The sequence below is a fragment of the Alteromonas sp. BMJM2 genome (assembly GCF_027257845.1).
Taxonomy (GTDB): Bacteria; Pseudomonadota; Gammaproteobacteria; order Enterobacterales; family Alteromonadaceae; genus Alteromonas.
The window spans coordinates 123203-140878 of the sequence record NZ_JAPVOT010000006.1; the positions used below are offsets into that span (position 1 = coordinate 123203).

Consider the following 17676-nt stretch of genomic DNA (forward strand, 5'->3'; position numbering starts at 1 on the left):
CCTCATGGCTGGAAAAATACCTCGCGACTTTATTGATGATCTTCTCTCACGTACCGATGTGGTAGAAGTGGTCGACAGTAGAGTAAAATTAAAAAAAGCAGGTAAGAACTATCAAGCTTGCTGTCCTTTTCACAACGAAAAGTCGCCCTCCTTTACCGTCAGTCAAGATAAGCAGTTTTATCACTGTTTTGGCTGTGGTGCCCACGGCAACGCCATTTCTTTTATTATGGAGTTTGACCGCCTTGAGTTTGTTGAAGCCATTGAAGACCTTGCTAAATATCATGGGCTAGAAGTTCCTCGGGAAAAGGGCAGCCGCCCGGCTATGAGTGAGGAAAAGAAACAGCAGCTGCAAGACGACTACACATTGATGGAACAAGTTACGCGCTTTTTCCAGCACCAACTTCGCCAAAACGGAAACAGCAAAAAAGCAATCGATTACCTTAAGAATCGAGGTTTAAGCGGCGATATAGTTAAACAGTGGGAAATTGGGTATGCCCCAGATGGATGGAGCGCACTACTCGACACATTCGGCAAGAGCCCGCAACAGATAAAGCAGCTTATTGATTTAAGGTTGGTCAACAAAAATGATCAGGGTCGTACTTATGACTTTTTCCGCGACCGCATTATGTTTCCTATTCGAGACAAACGAGGACGTGTAGTGGGCTTTGGCGGGCGAGTACTAGAAGACGGTGGCCCTAAATATCTTAACTCGCCAGAAACCCGAATTTTTCACAAAGGCAACGAGCTGTTTGGCTTTTATTCTGCGCGCCAGCAAAATAGGCAATTAGATACTGTAGTCGTTGTAGAGGGCTACATGGACGTAGTTGCCTTGAGTCAGTTTGATATCAATATTGCAACTGCCGCCCTTGGCACAGCCACGACCTTAGAACATATTCAAATGTTGGTTCGGGCAACGTCGCATATTGTATGTTGCTATGATGGCGATCGCGCCGGTCGTGAGGCCGCTTGGAGGGCGCTAGAAAATGCGCTACCAGCTTTAAAAGACGGTGTTCGCCTGTCCTTCTTGTTTTTACCCGACGGTGAAGATCCGGATACCATGGTGCGGCAAGTCGGTAAAGATACGTTCTTAAACATGCTAAACGACGCCATGCCGCTATCACGCTTCTTTTTTGAGAATCTACTCAAAAGTCACAATGTAGGCACACCGGAAGGCAAAATAGCTCTTAAGAAAGCGGCAATGCCTCTTATTGAGTCAACGTTAGGCGCAGACCAAAAAAATATGCTGCTTGAAGAGCTTGCAAAGCACACCGGCGAATTCGACCGTTTCAAACTGCAGCAGGATATCTCAAAAGCGAATCAAGGAAGCAAAAAAGCCTACTCACCCAATTTAACCCAGGTGAACAAACCTAAACTATCCCCCCTTCGGATGCTTATTCGCTTGCTCCTAGACTCACCAAGGCTGGCTGCGGCGTGTGACGATGTGCAAATTGGCATTTTCACCGGCAGTGCGGCAGCGGGCATGGATTTGTTACGTGATATACACGCATTTTGTTTGGCAAACCCGCATGCTAAAACAAGTCAGCTTGTTGAAAACTTCCGCGACCACCCCCACTCTTCTACTATTGCAAAACTATTGTTGCAAGAGCATTTAGTTAAAGATGAAGACGCTGAACGGGTCTATAATGATAGTTTCACACGTTTACTCGATGCCCATCTCGAGAGCCGTATAGAAACCTTATTGTCGCGCTCTCGAGTGCAATCCTTGAGTAGGGCAGAAAAAGAAGAATTAACGTTATTAATGAAAGAACGTCAAAATGGTTAGGGCGTTCTGAGCGCTGTAAAAACTGACAGAAAAAGTTGTTGCGGGGCGGTCAGTCCTAATTGCTAATTATTACTGTTTAAAAAATCAGCCAGCAATCTGGTAAAACCACCCGTTTTTCTGTTATACTGACTAATTCGCTGTGTTCAATCGCAATTTATCCAAAGCATTTTATGCTTGTCTACCTTGTGAACGAAAAATCAGCAATGTGAGTAAACAATAGATAGCCGATAACACGAGCAAAACCAAACTCGGGCGGATGCGCATCGCAAACATAAGCGTCGCATTGGGCACAAACGGCATTGATACGAACATCAGTACTCCAGCAGATAAGATGGAACATACGTTAACGTATGTTGTCTTGTCTATTGCAAACTAATTGAATGTGAGAAGTGTAGGTTATATGGCGCAAAGCAAGCAGTCTCAGATTAAGCTCCTGATTGCAAAAGGTAAAGAGCAAGGTTACTTAACCTTTGCAGAAGTTAACGACCACCTGCCGCAAGATATTGTCGATTCTGATCAAATTGAAGACATTATCCGCATGATTAACGACATGGGAATTCAAGTTTCTGAATCAGCACCTGATGCAGATGAACTTCTCATGCAAGAAGCAAATGCAGACGAAGACGCAGCAGAAGCTGCAGCGCAAGCACTTGCAACCGTAGAAAGTGAAATTGGCCGAACTACAGATCCTGTCCGCATGTACATGCGTGAGATGGGGACGGTAGAGCTTTTAACACGTGAAGGCGAAATTGAAATAGCCAAACGTATTGAAGATGGCATAAACCAAGTTCAGTGTTCTGTAGCAGAATACCCAGAAGCAATTACGTACTTGCTTGATCAATGGGATTTATATGAAGCTGAAGAGATTCGCTTAAGCGATATTATCTCTGGCTTTGTTGATCCTGATGACGACCAAGACCTTGCTCCAACGGCAACGCACATCGGTTCTGACCTGTCAGAAGAAGAGTTAGAAGATGAAGACGATGATAGTGATGACGAAGAAGAAGAAGAAGAAGACACTGGCGTAGATCCTGAACTTGCGAGAGAGCGTTTCGACGAACTTCGTACTCAATACATCAAAACTCGCGATGTCATTGAGAAAAAAGGTCGTTCACATGCAGACGCTCGCAAACAAATAAACGCATTAAGTGACGTCTTTAAAGAATTCAGACTTGTTCCAAAACAATTCGACCGCATGGTGAAAAACATGCGTCACATGATGGACAAAGTACGTATTCAAGAACGTCTTGTCATGAAGTTTTGCGTAGTCAACGCAAAAATGCCAAAGAAAGACTTTATCAAAGCCTTTGCAGGTAATGAAACATCAACAGCGTGGCTTTTTGCTGCAGTGAAATCTGGTGCGCCTTACGCCGATGAACTAGCTGTGTATCAAGAAGAAGTTGAACGCTGTATTAGCAAGATGAATCAAGTTGAGCAAGAAACTGGCTTGGTTATCGCAGACATTAAAGACATTAACCGTCGTATGTCAATCGGTGAGGCAAAGGCCCGCCGTGCGAAGAAGGAAATGGTAGAAGCTAACCTTCGTCTTGTTATTTCAATTGCGAAAAAGTATACCAACCGAGGACTTCAGTTCCTCGACCTTATCCAAGAAGGTAACATTGGTCTTATGAAAGCGGTTGATAAGTTTGAATACCGTCGTGGTTATAAGTTTTCAACCTATGCAACGTGGTGGATTCGACAGGCTATTACGCGATCAATCGCCGACCAAGCTAGAACAATCCGTATACCTGTACACATGATTGAAACGATCAACAAGCTAAATCGTATCTCTCGCCAAATGCTCCAGGAAATGGGCAGAGAGCCAACGCCAGAGGAATTGTCTGAACGCATGTTAATGCCGGAAGATAAAATCCGTAAAGTACTTAAGATTGCAAAAGAGCCGATCTCTATGGAGACGCCAATTGGTGATGATGAAGATTCACACCTTGGTGACTTTATTGAAGACAGCACTATTGTGCAGCCTTTGGACTCGGCAACGGGCGGAAGCTTGAAAGGTGCCACTCAGGAAGTGCTAGCGGGTCTTACTGCCCGTGAAGCGAAAGTGCTACGCATGCGCTTCGGTATTGATATGAATACCGATCATACACTTGAAGAAGTGGGCAAGCAGTTTGACGTTACCCGTGAGCGTATCCGTCAAATTGAAGCCAAGGCATTGCGTAAGCTTCGCCACCCTAGCCGCTCTGAGCAGCTTCGCAGCTTCTTAGACGAGTAGCTTTTTAGATGGGTATCTGGTCGCACTAGGTATTCGTTGAGGTACTCAAGGTACTAGACTAATGAGTGCCAAGATAAACGAGTGATTAAAAAGTAAAATCCCTGGCGAGAGTCGGGGATTTTTTTTGCCCATAATAATACACAGCCATAGCTCAGCTGCTCCTAATACCTCTAACCCATATCAGGTAAAGCCTTGGTTTACCTACCGGCGTTAGGGACAATAGGAGCTATAGCTCCTCTAAAATTTTGGCCCTCGATAATTTGGTCCTCTAAAACTCAGCCCTCAACGCTTGGCTACTGCAGACCTTACGTTCTAGAGTAGGGCTATAGATAAGAAATCTACACTGAATTTTTTCGGCAACTTTGAGAAAAATGAGTAAAAAACACGAGAAAAAAGACGTTCAAAGAAGAGAAACCGTCAGAGATGAAAATGTAAGGCTTTCTTTTCTACTGACCGCCAAGGAGAAAAGAAAAAGCCTCCGAACGGAGGCTTTTAAAAAGTTGGGCTACACTAGCAATACCGTTACACGCGGAACTGTTTAGCAATTGATTCTAAGTGCTGCGCTAAATTGGCTAGCTCATTACACATACTACCAAGCTCACCTGAGCGCGTCGCCGTTTGTTCCGTGCGCTGATGAATCTCATCTACATGACGCACAATATCAATGGCAACGGTACGCTGATCTTCGGTGTTGTGCGCAATTTGCTCGTTCATGTTGTTAATACGGCCAATGGTGCTGGTAATGGTTTCAAGACTACTACCCGCTCGGTTAGCGGTTTCTACACTATTAGACGCTTGTTCAGTACCCTTAGCCATAACTTGCACAGCTGACTGAGCAGCGCTTTGAAGTTGCTCGATGGTATTTTGAATTTCTTCTGTTGATTGCTGAGTACGTGACGCCAAGGTTCTCACTTCATCAGCCACCACTGCAAACCCACGCCCTTGTTCTCCAGCACGTGCGGCCTCAATAGCGGCGTTAAGTGCTAGTAAGTTCGTTTGCTCTGCTATTCCTTTAATCACATCTAAAACAGAGCCGACTTTGTTTGAGTCAGACTCTAAACGCCCTATTACATCGGCCGTTTCTCTCACATTATCTGCAAGTTGTTGGATACTGGTAACCGTTTGCTGAACAATTTGACGACCCTCGCTTGCAGCACTCGTCGCTTCATTAGCATCACTCGCGGCCTGCGCTGCACTTTGCGCTACACCGTCTACAGAGCCACTCATCGTATCAACTGCTTGTTTTGCATTAGTTGCTGACTTTTGCTGAACGTCAATGGTGCGCTGTGTTTCTTCTGTCACACCACGCAAGTTTTGCGCTAAGTTTGATAGGGGAAGACTTGCTTCAACAACGTCTTTCACCACGCCTTGCAGTTTGTCCATAAATTGGTTGAACCAATGAACGAGTTCTCCAATTTCGTCTTCGCTTTTAGTTTCAATACGAACCGTTAAATCACCGTTCTCTTGGGCAATATCTTTAAGTGAGCGAACCACATCGTCAATGCTTTGCTTTATACCGCGAACAATCGGGATCGCGGTAGCGAATAATAAGATGGAGACCACGATGGCTAAAATAACGCCAGTGCTAATCAGTGAAGTATTCGCAGAATCAGTGTTTTCGAATGCTTTTTCAAACGCATTTTGCTGATCATCTCTAAAGCGTGTCATTGCCGCGATTACGCCGTCATAAGAAGCATTCATTTGGCTTGAAAGCTCGCCTAATCGACTAAAATCGGCAGTACCATCGACCATAGATTGGGACACATCAAATGCCACTTTAAAATAGTCGTCAAAACCGGATGATATTTTAGACATGTCAGAACGAAAATCAGCGCTAATACCCGCAATTTCGTCCATTCCGTCCTTTGCTTCCTTCGCCAAATCTTGCGCAACGATGAGAGTATCTTGGTCACCCGTAGTCACTGCACTTGAAAGCGTATCTCTCACCTTTTGCATTTCAACGAGTGTAGAAGCAGAAAGTTGAAGTGCGGGAAACTGCACTTTTTGCACTTTTTCTAAGATAGCGCCATTGTTCAGCGCAGTATAGACAGTGATTAAAAGGTAAATAACGAAACTCAAAACAGCAATTCCTGGGATCAGGAAGATTTTTGACGCTATTGGCATTTTTTTAAGAAAACTCATCTGCTATCTCACTATTTTTAATCATCGCCCAACTACAGTTCAGAAATATCTGACTAGACACTACTATAGTAATATATCTACAAGAATCACGAAAACTTTAATAAATAGTTGAAGCTTGGCGCTTTATGTACTCGTTTAGTACTCGCGCCAAGCTCAATTAGCGGTTTAAAACGTGTAGTTCACGCCAACTTTAAGCAGCGTAGCGTCGTTTAAGTCGTTTAGATCATCGCTGTACCACGTTACATCAGCTTTGAGCGCAAAGCCAGGCTCAACATCATAACGAAGACCAGCAGTTACTGCTGAAACGTCTAAGTCCTGCTGTGCAGCAATGCCACTAGCCGCCTGATATATACCAGACCATGTTGCATCGGTTATGGCATCACCAGTAGCAATTGTTGGAGGAAGACCTGCAACTAAACCAAGCTGCGTACCGTTGTCCGCCTCTTCAACTTCATACGTGATGTGTGGAGTAAACTTACCAAAACGTAAACCCGCAGTGACATACCATGCTTTGTTGTCAGCAATGACAGAACCGTCAACTTCAGTTTGCGTGTATTCTGCACCAACAAACCAATCGTACTTATCCACACCAACGGCTACTTCGAAGAAGGTTCCAGTGTCTTTTTCTACGCGCAAACCAGATGCTAAATCTGATGCACCAGGAACAACTGCACCAAACTGACCTGCACCGTCTACAAACGCATCAAACTCAGGATTGGCAGCACTTGTACTACCGCGAGCGATTAACGTGCGGGCACTAAACCAATCTCTAGTCGCCTCGAACGATAATGCTAGAACGTTGTCTAGGGTAAGTGCTGCGGGTGTTCCAGAAATGGTGGTGTCTGCTTTCGCACGACCTGTCGTAAACTGTGCGCCATACTCCCAGTCGCCAGAGTAATTTGTGTAATCAACTCTCACGCCATCGATGTTGTTAAAGTCGATACCGTATACCGAGTCTGGCGGCGTTAACCAGTGATAAGAATAACCAACGTCTAACGAAGCAGAGTATTTGAATAACGGCATACGAATGCGGCCAGCGCTCACGCTTGTAGTATTAGACACATTATATGTCATGTATGCCCATTCAAAGTCAGCGTCGTAATCATCTCTACCACGTCCCACAACCTGCGCAGTAGCAGACAGTTTGTCGCTAATTTCACCACGAACTTGTAAACCAAATACGCTTGCAGGGTCAAAATTCAAATCACTTTCATAGCCGTAAACAGATTCGTTGTCGTCGAGAGTCATTCCGCCAATAAGGTTAGCGAAGCCATTAATTTGAACTTCTGCCAAAGCGGGTGCGCCCACAAGGCTAGCCATAGATAAGATAGCAAGTTTTGTTTTCATGCTTGTTCCTTTGATTCAGAGTAATACGGTAAATTAAAACGTTGCTACTACGCGAACACTGTCATTCACAGCGCCTGCGTCTACAAATCCGATAGCTCCAGGATTTGATGCTACTTCAGCAATCACTTCTGCGTCAGTGCCTAATGATTTTGGCGGCTGACCTTTCCCCGTAAATACAAGCTTCGACCAAAAAGCCGTTAATTGAGACGCTGTTTTATTTAGAACCTTACCGTTAAATTCGTCAGTGGCAGCCTGACCGTCGCCAAGCGCTACTGGTTCAGCCTGAGTGCCGTTAGGAAACGCCTTAGCTTTATTCAAAAACAAACGAGTAATTGTTGCTTTATCTAGCGAATCACTATTGCTTGGGTGCACAACAACCGCTACATCAGCAAATGCCATGTTGCAGCAAAGTCCTGCTGCAAGGATCCATTTTTTCATAAGATATCCTCTTAACTAATTCACGGTGTCATTCACCGTATCTGTAAAAATCAGCTTGCGTAAAACGTGATACTCGCTTCAAACATGGTGCGAAAAACCACATTATTCAGTCGCGACTCAACAGCCGCTTAAGTATTGGTCACAAATGCCATTAACGCCAATTTAGTCGTGAAGTTTTTATAACTAAAAATTAGCAACTTAGGCATAGCAAGTTGTGTTGGCGCGCAGTGTAAAGGGAAGGAAATATTTGACAACTAGACTAAGGACTAAGAAGAGGTGACAGTGGTAAGATAAGTATTAACATATTGGATACAAAACGAAGAAAACTTTAAATTAGTCATACAAAACAACACCCTATAAAAAAACAAACCAACCCCAAACGCATCGAAACCAATATCAATGTATTAAATAATATACTTATCTGATTGAACTAAAAGGCCTTGATTTGCCCAAATTGGCGCGAACAAGTTAAAGATGAATTGGCTCGCAGTGGGCGTATTGAACTTTGCTGAACGGATTTTTGACTAACTATTCAGCAATGATCAACACGGCACAACTTTAGCCCGTTTAAACATCGCCTTTTGTATGGGGAATATCGCTATCGAGCTTTTCAATTTCCTGGGTTCGTTGAAGGGGTGAGTCTGTATTTCTTGCTAGCCAGCTGTATGCCGTGGGCACAACGTACAATGTCATAAAGGCTGATACCAATACTCCGGAGAAAATTACCATGCCGATTACCATACGGCTTTCGGCGCCTGGTCCAGTGGCTATAACTAATGGTAACGCGCTGAATACGGTTGTAAATCCGGTCATAACAATGGGACGCAATCGTTGTGTGGCCGCACGTTTTAATGCTTCTTCAAACTCCATACCACTGTCTCGAAGCTGATTGGCGAACTCAACGATTAGAATACCGTTTTTGGCCGCAAGGCCTATTAACATGACCAAACCAATTTGGCTGTAGATGTTGATCGTCATACCTGAGAAAAATAGTCCAATATAGGCACCAACGAGTGCTAACGGCACCGTTAGCATGATAACGAGCGGATGGACCCAGCTTTCAAACTGCGCCGCCAAAATAAGGTAGGTAATAGCCAGTGCAAGCATAAACACGTAGATAAAAGAGCTGCCCGCCTCTTGGTATAGCTGTGACTCACCTTTGTAATCTATCGAAACGTTATCGGGTAACTCAGTACGAACAATGTCTTCTAGATATGTCAGCGCTTGCCCTAGTGTATAGCCTTCAGCTAAGTTTGCTGAGATTGTCACCGCCCGCATTCTGTTGTAGCGGTTTAATTGCGAAGACGTTGCTTGTTCTTCAAAGGTAAGCAGGTTATCCATAGGGATAAGTTCACCCGTTCTTGCGGAACGAACGTACAGATTTTCAATGTTATTTGGGCTTCTAAAGTCATCTTCAATCCCCTCTAAAATAACATCGTACTCCTCTCCCCTATCGAGAAACGTTGAGACTCTGCGCTGTCCAAGCATTACCTCTAGCGTTCCACCAATATCGCTGATGGACACCCCTAAATCGGCCGCCCTGTCGCGATTGATATTCACTAAAAGCTGAGGTGACGTTTCTTTATAGTCTGAATCTAATCGGATAAGCCCTGAGTTTTCAGCGGCTTTTTCAAGCACGGTATCCCGCCAGGCAACTAGGTTTTCATATGTGTCGCCTTTTAAAACAAACTGCACAGGACGACCAAACCCTCCGCCAGACACGCCACTTCGCATAATGGAAAACGCCCGCACATCAGGTACAGCGGTGAGCTTCTCGCTGAGCTCGTCCATAAGTTCAAAGGTACTGAAATCTCTCACATCCCAATCAGCAGAACCCACAATGGCAATACCAGCGTTACCGCTAAATCCAGGCGTTCTCACCAATAGGCGCTTAATTTTTCCACTCTCGCGGTAGGGCATAAGAATATCTTCGATTTGCTTGAGGTTGTTTGCGTTGCTCTCAAAGCTCGCGCCTTCCTGTGCGTTCATTAGAATAAAGAAATTCCCCCTATCTTCTTTGGGCACAAACTCGCTGGGCACTTTTTCTGAAAATTGAACAATAGCGATAACGGCAAACACCAGCAGCAACAGCATAAGAATGGGCTGATGCAGGGTGTTGCCCAAACTCGAAAAGTAACGATTTTCAAGAGCTGAAAAACGCGAGTCCATCCAGCTTCCAAAACCAGAAGCACGCTCCCGCTTTTTCAAAATTTTGGATGCCATCATTGGCGTTAGCGTAAGTGCAGTAAAGCTGGAGAACGCTACAGCAGCAGCGATAGCCAAAGCAAACTCAGTAAATAAACGGCCGATATTGCCTTCTAAGAATACCAGCGGAACAAATACTGAAATAAGCACAAGCGTGGTAGCAATTACTGCAAACCCCACTTCTTTTGCACCTCGATAAGACGCTAAAATTGGCGGCTCGCCCATTTCAATTCTGCGATAAACATTCTCTAGAACAACAATGGCATCATCGACTACTAGGCCGATTGCTAACACCATCGCTAGCAGGGTAAGTAGGTTGATTGAAAATCCAAGTGCGTACATCACCACAAAGGCGGCAATAAGCGAAACCGGCACGGTAACGGCAGGAATTAACGTTGCGCGAATATTGCCAAGGAAAAGATAAATCACGATAACAACCATAAGCATAGCAATGCCAAGGGTTTCGTATACCTCGTCAATAGAAGCTTCGATAAACACAGAAGAATCGTAGCTTGGCACGATAAAAATATTATCTGGCAGTGACTCCTCTATCTTAGCTATTTGTGCTTTTGCGGCTCTGGCTACTTCCAGCGTGTTTGATTTCGACTGCTTGATTATACCAAGCCCAATCATGTTAACACCGTCGCCGCGAAACTCAGTTTCATCGTCTTCTGCGGTTAATTCTACGTTGGCAATTTCGCCTAATCGGACTAAATACCCGTTTTCGCCTACTGCAATGGTTAGTGCCGCAAAATCGTCTGGTGTAAGAAACGTGCGTGCTACTCGTACTTCAAAGTCTCTATCAACAGATTCTACTTCACCTGCCGGTAGCTCAACATTCTCCGCTCGAATAACTTGCTCTACGTCGGCTACGGTAATGCCTCGGGCAGACATTGCCGTTCTGTCGAGGAACACCTTCATGGCGTAACGCCGTCCGCCCCCTATCTGAACCCGTGCAACACCGTCAACAATGGAAAGTCGGTCGACGAGGAAGCGCTCTGCGTAGTCGGTGAGTTCCATCGTATTGAGGTTAGTGCTTCGCAAGTTGTACCACACGACGGCACTTTCATCGGAGTTTGCTTTTGATACTTCAGGAGGATCGGCTTGATCTGGCAAATTATTTAATGCGCGACTGACTCGCTCTCGTACATCGTTGGCGGCGGCATCAATATCTCGAGTGAGTTTAAACTCGATAGTAATATCTGAGCGGCCATTGCGCGACGTAGAGGTAACGTTTTTGATACCTTCTATACCGGAAATTCTGTCTTCTAACAGCTGGGTTATACGCGTTTCAACAATGTTGGCAGAGGCTCCAGCATAAGTGGTATTCACCGATACAATGGGTGGGTCTATATCAGGGTATTCTCGTAGCGACAGCATTGAAATGGCAACCACACCGAATATAACCAGTAACAGGTTGATAACAGTTGCAAATACCGGGCGTTTTACAGAAACGTCAGACAATAACATAGTGCTGCGCTCCCTTATCGATTCAGAACATTAACGGGGGACTCATCACGCACCCGCAATGTACCTTCGGTAATCACTTCATCGCCCTCACTAATACCTTCTATAATTTGCACAACGCCGGGTCTTCTTTCTCCAATGCGTACTTCTGTTTGGTAAGCCACGTTGTCTCGCACCACATAAACAAACTGTTTGTCTTCTACAGGCACAAGGGCCTTTTCAGGAAGGACAAGTGTATTGAGCACACGCTTTTCAACCGTCACGGTTAGCAACATTCCCGGGCGTAAGCGATTGTCTTTGTTTTTTATCGTTGCGCGAACATTGATAGCGCGAATGACCGGGTCAAGGCGAGTATCCACATTGCTGATCACTCCCTCAAACTCTACCCCAGGGTAGGCAATGGAAGCGGCGGTGAGTCGCTGCCCTGCAGCAACACTGGCAAGATGAGTCTCTGCCACACTAAAATCGACTTTTACCACGCTAATATCATCAAGCGTGGTAATGGTGCTCCCTGGCTGGACCAATGAGCCTTTACTGATCATTCTATTGCCTAACAAGCCGGTAAACGGCGCGCGGACCTCTAGGTCGCTAAGCTGTGCCTTGGCAATATCTAACTGCGCTTCTAGTGCTTTTACCCGAGCGTTTTGCTCGTCGAGCAATTGCTCTGACGTGGCGTTTGTTTGGCGCAAGTCTGAAATACGGGTGAACTGACGTTTAGCTTCGTCAATATTTGCTTTTAATTCCTCAACGCGAGCACGCTCTTCAGAGTTATTTAACTGAACTAACAGCTCACCTTCTTTTACCTTATCGCCATCTTCAAAATTGATGCTCGCAATGGTTTCTGTTACTTGCGCCGTAATATTTACCGATTCATTGGCAACCGCGGTGCCAAGCGACTCTATCGTGATAGGCAGCGCTTCGATAGTTGCATAGGAAGTGTTGACAGGAGTAGCACGCTGGCCACCTTGCTGCTCGACATTGTCCTCTGGTAAATTCAAATACACGACAATGCCTGCCAATAATACAACGCCAATTAACAGTGGTGATAAAGAAAAACGTGAAGACATAACCTTTCCTATAGGTAAAATAACAACCCGTGATAGAGTTGTTATAAGGCAGCTTAGTGTAATAGCTGTATTCAAGCGCTACACTCAAAACCCTATACACATAGAACGAAGGCGACTACGGGCATTCCGTTCAATGGGTTTGTCATGTACAGCGCTATTAATTATTTATTTTGTTGAGAGTATTCTACCTTTTTCAATGACTTTCTTTTTTCGCTTATCACCTATTTTGGCAGTTTTAACGCTTTTAGGTTGTTCACAACAGGTACCTAGCAAGCTCCTATGTCGACAATCTGCGTTACTTGAATCACAAACTGTCGATATAAGCTTTAATAGTAACGACACCCAAGCTGCTGTGTGCCTTATCAAAACCCAAGATAAAGTGGTGCTTATTCGCCATCGATTAAGCGGAAAACTCGATTTCCCCGGTGGAGGCGTGGATGAGGGTGAATCGCTATCGTGTGCTGCACACCGAGAAACATGGGAAGAGACAGGCTTTAATGTGCTTGTTCGAAAGCAACTAGGCAGAACATCGAACGGGCTTGCCTTGTTTGCTTGCGACCTTGACGCGGGTATCGATTTAATGCCTGAACATTTTAGCCCGCCATCATGGGCAACACTTGAAGTAGTTGCAATTGAAAAGGTGGACCCGTTTTCACTTAGCCATAAATCCTTGCGCTATGCAGATGATCTTGCTTCACTTCGCGATGGGTTTATAGCGTTTGACACTAACTAATAGCCACAGCAGAGTGAGATTTAAACCTGACTTTTGGTACATTGTAAGCAGTGGTTAGAGCGGCAGGTAGTTTCTCATCCCTCGTTAAAAAAAGAATAAATAAAAGAAACCAACCGTCCAGATTTACAATATTAAGGAGCAAAGCGTGTTTTCATTGCCGACTCAAAGCCTTAAGGGCACCGTATCAGAACAAGAATGGCAAGCCCGTGTCGACTTGGCAGCGTGCTACCGCCTAGTGGCGGATATGCGCTGGGGCGACTTAATTTACACGCATATATCAGCCAAGGTACCGGGAACCGAGCATTACCTTGTTAATGCCTTCGGATTAACATTTGATGAAGTGACCGCGTCGAATTTAGTAAAAGTAGACCTAGACGGTAATATTCTTGATGATACGCCCTATGGCATAAACCCAGCCGGCTTTACCATTCACAGTGCAATTCACGAAGTACGTCATGATGCAGAATGCGTCATTCACCTTCACACGCTGGCCACTATCTCAGTGGCATCGGTCAAAGGCGGTTTGAAGCCATGGAGCCAGTACTCAATGTTTTCACTACCTTCATTGTCATACCACGAGTATGAAGGGCTTGCCGTTGACGACGCTGAGCGAAAACGACTCCAAGACGATTTGGGCGATACTAATCACATGCTGTTGCCCAACCATGGCGGCCTTACATTAGGACCAACTGTGGGTGATGCGTTTATGCGCTTCTACGACCTTCAGCGAGCATGTGAGATACAACTTGCATTAATGCAGTCTAATGAAGAGGTGATTGAGATCCCCCAACCTATCATTGACGGTATCTATGAGCAGGCCAAGGTTGTACACAGCGGCGCAACCGGCGGGCAAAAAGCATGGCCTGCTATGTTGCGCAAGGCGTACAAATTAGACCCAGGATTTTGTGAATAACATGACTACGTACTTGTGATCACAGCCACCTGCTGATGTTTACAATGCAACGGTATAGATTGAAATAAATAACGGAACTGAACCTACATTATGAAAGTGACCAAAGTAGAAATATTCGACATCGAATGCCCGAAGCGCCCTCAGTGGAACCCTGTGTTTGTCAGAGTGTATACCGATGAAGGTATCACCGGCGTGGGCGAAGCAGGTCTTGCCTACGATTGGGGCCACAGCGCCGCCGCTAATATGGTGAAGGAAATAGCCGAAGCTCTACTTATTGGCTTTAACCCCTTCAACACAGAACTTTTATGGTCTCGCATGCTGCGCGAAGGCTTCTGGGGACTAGGTGGAGGCCCGGTTTTCTATTCAGCAATGAGCGCTATCGATACTGCGCTTTGGGATATCAAAGGTAAAGCTCTAGGCTTACCGGTTTATGAACTTCTTGGTGGAAAAACTAACGGTAAACTTCGCAGTTACGCCAGCCAGCTTCAGTTTGACTGGGATACGGAAATTACCAAACTCAATGATCCAGCCGACTACGCTCGTGCCACTGAAAAAGCACTTAAAGATGGCTACGATGCGGTTAAAGTTGACCCAATCGTTTACGACAAAGACGGCAATACTCACTTTGATAGAACCAAATTGTTTACCAAGCCAGAACTCAAATTGTTTCGCGCACGTTTACAAGCAATGCGTGACGTTATGGGTGAAGACGGTGATATCATTTTCGAATGCCACAGCTTGCTAGGTGCCTCTACCGCTATTCAGTTAGGCAGCATTGTAGAAGACATTGGCTGCTTATATTACGAAGAACCAGTGAATTACTTGAACTCTAAGCTACATGACAAAGTAGCGAAAAATGTGAAGGTGCCGATTGCTGGCGGCGAGCGTTTGTACCATCGCTGGGACGTACGGCCTTACCTTGAAGACCAATCCATTGACGTGTTACAGCCTGATGTTGGCCTTTGCGGTGGCTTTACTGAAGCTAAAAAAGTGTGTGATTACGCTGACATTTACGATGTGCGCATTCAGGCACATGTATGCGGTGGTCCTGTGGCGACGGCAGCAAGCCTACACCTTGAAACAGCCATACCGAACTTCCTTATCCACGAGCATCATACCTATGCCACTAAAGCGTGGAATAGAGAGTTGTGTATTCAAGACCCTCAGCCAGTGAACGGCTTTATTGAAGCACCTGATACTCCAGGAATTGGCATCGATTTAAATGACGAAGTAGTTTATCGCTCTCCGCACATGACGGTAACTGAACTGAAATAGCGAGTGATATAAAACTGGGGCACCGCAAACAAGTCAAAAATTCTACTTTTCGCGGTGCTTTTTTATTAGTTAAGGGTCTTTCCCCGTCAGCGTGTCACCCTAAAACTGATACCACTTGTATGCATTTTTATAACGCAGCTTATCTGCATCATCCTTACTGAGACAAAAAGCCGTAGAGGTCCTTTGAGACTGCATGCGCTTGAGCATGTCGTCATACCCTTTTAGTAGTTGAGCGTAAGGCATTCGCCAGGTACATAAAGGAAAATTGCTCGCCAGCATAATGTTATCTTTAGGAAGTATATTTAGAGCGGTATTAAGCAATCGCTCAACATAGGGCCACGTCCATTGTCTGTTCTGCATCTCCATACCTGAAAATTTAAATGCCACATTGCCGCACTGCGCCAATGCACGTAAATTACGCTGCCACTTTGTGTAGGCAAGGCTGGAATAAGCGTGCCTGCTTGAATTAGCGCGCTTGCAATCAGAGCCTTCAGCGGGTAAGGAGCCCTCAGTGAATAAGGAGCCCTCAGCGGGTAAAGCTTCAGCAGGCAAAACGTCAGCTAAAAAAGGCGCTGCCGCGACATGATTAACTATTACCGCCAGCTCTGGAATACGCTCAACCACATTTAATAACGCGCTGACGCTTGTCACATCGGTAATATCGAATTGCGCATCAAAAGATAGGTTATTGGCAGCCATGTGTTTCAGGCTATGCAGCACCTTAGGGCTTCGCAATAAATTGGCTGCATCATCATCGAGAATATGGCGAAGCCCAACTACAGAGCGAAACCGTTTTAATCTATCAATGTCTGATAAGGAGGTAGACGACTGCAAGTCGATATTAGCAACACTGCGAAACGGCTTTATGCAGTGCTGCTCTAAAAACGCTACCTCTTGCCACGGTTGCTCGTTATCAAAACCTGCTTCAATGTGAACAAACCCGCTTAGCGTTGCGTGGTTTCCCTTAAACAAATCCCTTTCGTATACACTTCGTGCGATGACAGACTTGTCGTGCCAAAACGGCGCATTATTCGGCTTGAGCCAGTCGTATTGACCACGTTCAAGTGCGAAAAAATGTATGTGAGGGTCAATCCAGTTCATGTTTTTTGGTCCACATCGTTATTGCGCCGTGTACCCACCATCCACAGCATGAAGACTTCCAGTGATAAAAGACGCTTTATCGCTACACAGGAAATAGGTGAGTTCGGCGACGTCTTGAGGTTGACCTAGCCTGCCTACGGGTTGGGCTGCCGCTTCTTCTGCTACAACGTCATTTTTATTTGCCCCGGAGCGAGCGACATAGTTATCAATGGCATTGTGAAATAGCGGGGTTTCAATAGTGCCAGGACACACTGCATTCGCTCTTATATTATAAGAGGCATAATCGAGTGCGGTACTTTTTGCTATGGAGGCCAATGCAGATTTTGTTAGTCCGTACGCGAAGGAATTCTTTTTGCCAACAAAGGATTGATCAGATCCCATCACCACTATCGCACCTGATTGCTGTGCTTTCATAACGGGTAATGCATGCTTTATTGCGGCGTAAGCCCCTTTAATATTTAGGCTTATTATACTGTCGAGTAACGCTTCGTCAGTATCTTCGATAGTAGCTGATACGTGTTTGCCTGCATTACACACCAGTGCATCAATGCGTTTATAGTCTTGTGCCACAGACACCAGTGCTTTTTCCACCTCGCTCACATTGCTTACATCACATTTTATCCACTCACAATGCAGGGGAGCGACGTCAAAGTGCCTAATGTCTAAATTCACCACGCGATAGCCGTTTTCAGCAAATGTTTTACACACGGCAAGGCCAATTCCTAAACTGCCACCCGTTACCACGCATACTGGGCTATCATTAAACTTAACGTCAGTATTAATGCTAATGTCAGTATCAATTTCGGTATTCGTTGTGGTATTGGTCATCGCTCACGTTACCCCTAGTCTATTTCTGTTTTCTCTGTGCTTTCTTTATGATTGCGCTAGCTTCTGTGGCGTAAGCATGCCAGCGAGCAGGATAAATGCAAGGAAAAGCCAAAAGGCCATAAGTAATAGTTAACCCGAGTCTTG

12 protein-coding genes are annotated in these 17676 nt (G+C 45.3%); 5 read left to right on the forward strand and 7 right to left on the reverse strand.

The window, feature by feature from the left end; translation table 11 throughout:
• Positions 1–4: 4 nt before the first annotated feature.
• Positions 5–1783 (forward strand): DNA primase, encoded by a 1779-nt coding sequence (dnaG, locus tag O9X84_RS08700; RefSeq protein WP_269519312.1) that lies wholly within the window; start codon positions 5–7, stop codon positions 1781–1783.
• A 400-nt stretch (positions 1784–2183) separates the two neighbouring features.
• Positions 2184–4016: an RNA polymerase sigma factor RpoD gene (gene rpoD / locus O9X84_RS08705; RefSeq protein ID WP_269519313.1), complete on the forward strand. Its 1833-nt coding sequence runs from the start codon at positions 2184–2186 to the stop codon at positions 4014–4016.
• Between the two features lie 522 nt (positions 4017–4538).
• On the opposite strand, the gene O9X84_RS08710 is transcribed toward rpoD, so the two are convergent.
• The 5 genes from O9X84_RS08710 to O9X84_RS08730 form a co-directional block, all read right to left on the reverse strand.
• Complete coding sequence (locus O9X84_RS08710) at positions 4539–6158, reverse strand: methyl-accepting chemotaxis protein (protein WP_269519314.1); 1620 nt, start codon at positions 6156–6158, stop codon at positions 4539–4541.
• 165 nt (positions 6159–6323) lie between these two features.
• Complete coding sequence (locus tag O9X84_RS08715; protein WP_269519315.1) at positions 6324–7505, reverse strand: topoisomerase IV; 1182 nt, start codon at positions 7503–7505, stop codon at positions 6324–6326.
• A 33-nt stretch (positions 7506–7538) separates the two neighbouring features.
• A complete protein-coding gene (locus O9X84_RS08720) occupies positions 7539–7943 on the reverse strand; it encodes a phosphate ABC transporter substrate-binding protein (RefSeq protein ID WP_269519316.1) in 405 nt (134 codons plus the stop codon).
• 567 nt (positions 7944–8510) lie between these two features.
• Positions 8511–11618: an efflux RND transporter permease subunit gene (locus O9X84_RS08725; RefSeq protein ID WP_269519317.1), complete on the reverse strand. Its 3108-nt coding sequence runs from the start codon at positions 11616–11618 to the stop codon at positions 8511–8513.
• Positions 11619–11632: 14 nt separating this feature from the next.
• A complete protein-coding gene (locus tag O9X84_RS08730; RefSeq protein WP_269519318.1) occupies positions 11633–12682 on the reverse strand; it encodes an efflux RND transporter periplasmic adaptor subunit in 1050 nt (349 codons plus the stop codon).
• 133 nt (positions 12683–12815) lie between these two features.
• On the opposite strand from O9X84_RS08730, the gene O9X84_RS08735 reads away from it, so the two are divergent.
• The 3 genes from O9X84_RS08735 to O9X84_RS08745 all read left to right on the forward strand — a co-directional run bounded on the left by O9X84_RS08735 (position 12816) and on the right by O9X84_RS08745 (position 15603).
• Positions 12816–13415 (forward strand): NUDIX hydrolase, encoded by a 600-nt coding sequence (locus O9X84_RS08735; RefSeq protein WP_269519319.1) that lies wholly within the window; start codon positions 12816–12818, stop codon positions 13413–13415.
• Between the two features lie 145 nt (positions 13416–13560).
• Entirely contained in the window at positions 13561–14328 is a 768-nt protein-coding gene (locus O9X84_RS08740; RefSeq protein ID WP_269519320.1) for a class II aldolase/adducin family protein, read from the forward strand.
• Positions 14329–14418: 90 nt separating this feature from the next.
• Positions 14419–15603 carry a mandelate racemase/muconate lactonizing enzyme family protein gene (locus O9X84_RS08745; protein WP_269519321.1) on the forward strand — a complete coding sequence of 395 codons (1185 nt, stop codon included), beginning with the start codon at positions 14419–14421 and terminating at the stop codon, positions 15601–15603.
• Positions 15604–15702: 99 nt separating this feature from the next.
• Here O9X84_RS08745 and O9X84_RS08750 read toward each other — a convergent pair whose 3' ends face one another.
• A complete protein-coding gene (locus O9X84_RS08750) occupies positions 15703–16704 on the reverse strand; it encodes an amidohydrolase family protein (RefSeq protein WP_269519322.1) in 1002 nt (333 codons plus the stop codon).
• Positions 16705–16722: 18 nt separating this feature from the next.
• Positions 16723–17532, reverse strand: a complete 810-nt coding sequence (locus O9X84_RS08755) for an SDR family NAD(P)-dependent oxidoreductase (RefSeq protein ID WP_269519323.1) — start codon at positions 17530–17532, stop codon at positions 16723–16725.
• Positions 17533–17676: the final 144 nt, after the last annotated feature.

What these genes read in the sequence shown, in the direction of transcription:
- dnaG (WP_269519312.1), top strand. Translation starts at nt 5, where the DNA reads ATGGCTGGAAAAATACCTCGCGACTTTATTGATGATCTTCTCTCACGT.
- rpoD (WP_269519313.1), top strand. Translation starts at nt 2,184, where the DNA reads ATGGCGCAAAGCAAGCAGTCTCAGATTAAGCTCCTGATTGCAAAAGGT.
- O9X84_RS08710 (WP_269519314.1), bottom strand. Translation starts at nt 6,158, where the DNA reads ATGAGTTTTCTTAAAAAAATGCCAATAGCGTCAAAAATCTTCCTGATC.
- O9X84_RS08715 (WP_269519315.1), bottom strand. Translation starts at nt 7,505, where the DNA reads ATGAAAACAAAACTTGCTATCTTATCTATGGCTAGCCTTGTGGGCGCA.
- O9X84_RS08720 (WP_269519316.1), bottom strand. Translation starts at nt 7,943, where the DNA reads ATGAAAAAATGGATCCTTGCAGCAGGACTTTGCTGCAACATGGCATTT.
- O9X84_RS08725 (WP_269519317.1), bottom strand. Translation starts at nt 11,618, where the DNA reads ATGTTATTGTCTGACGTTTCTGTAAAACGCCCGGTATTTGCAACTGTT.
- O9X84_RS08730 (WP_269519318.1), bottom strand. Translation starts at nt 12,682, where the DNA reads ATGTCTTCACGTTTTTCTTTATCACCACTGTTAATTGGCGTTGTATTA.
- O9X84_RS08735 (WP_269519319.1), top strand. Translation starts at nt 12,816, where the DNA reads ATGGGTTTGTCATGTACAGCGCTATTAATTATTTATTTTGTTGAGAGT.
- O9X84_RS08745 (WP_269519321.1), top strand. Translation starts at nt 14,419, where the DNA reads ATGAAAGTGACCAAAGTAGAAATATTCGACATCGAATGCCCGAAGCGC.
- O9X84_RS08750 (WP_269519322.1), bottom strand. Translation starts at nt 16,704, where the DNA reads ATGAACTGGATTGACCCTCACATACATTTTTTCGCACTTGAACGTGGT.
- O9X84_RS08755 (WP_269519323.1), bottom strand. Translation starts at nt 17,532, where the DNA reads ATGACCAATACCACAACGAATACCGAAATTGATACTGACATTAGCATT.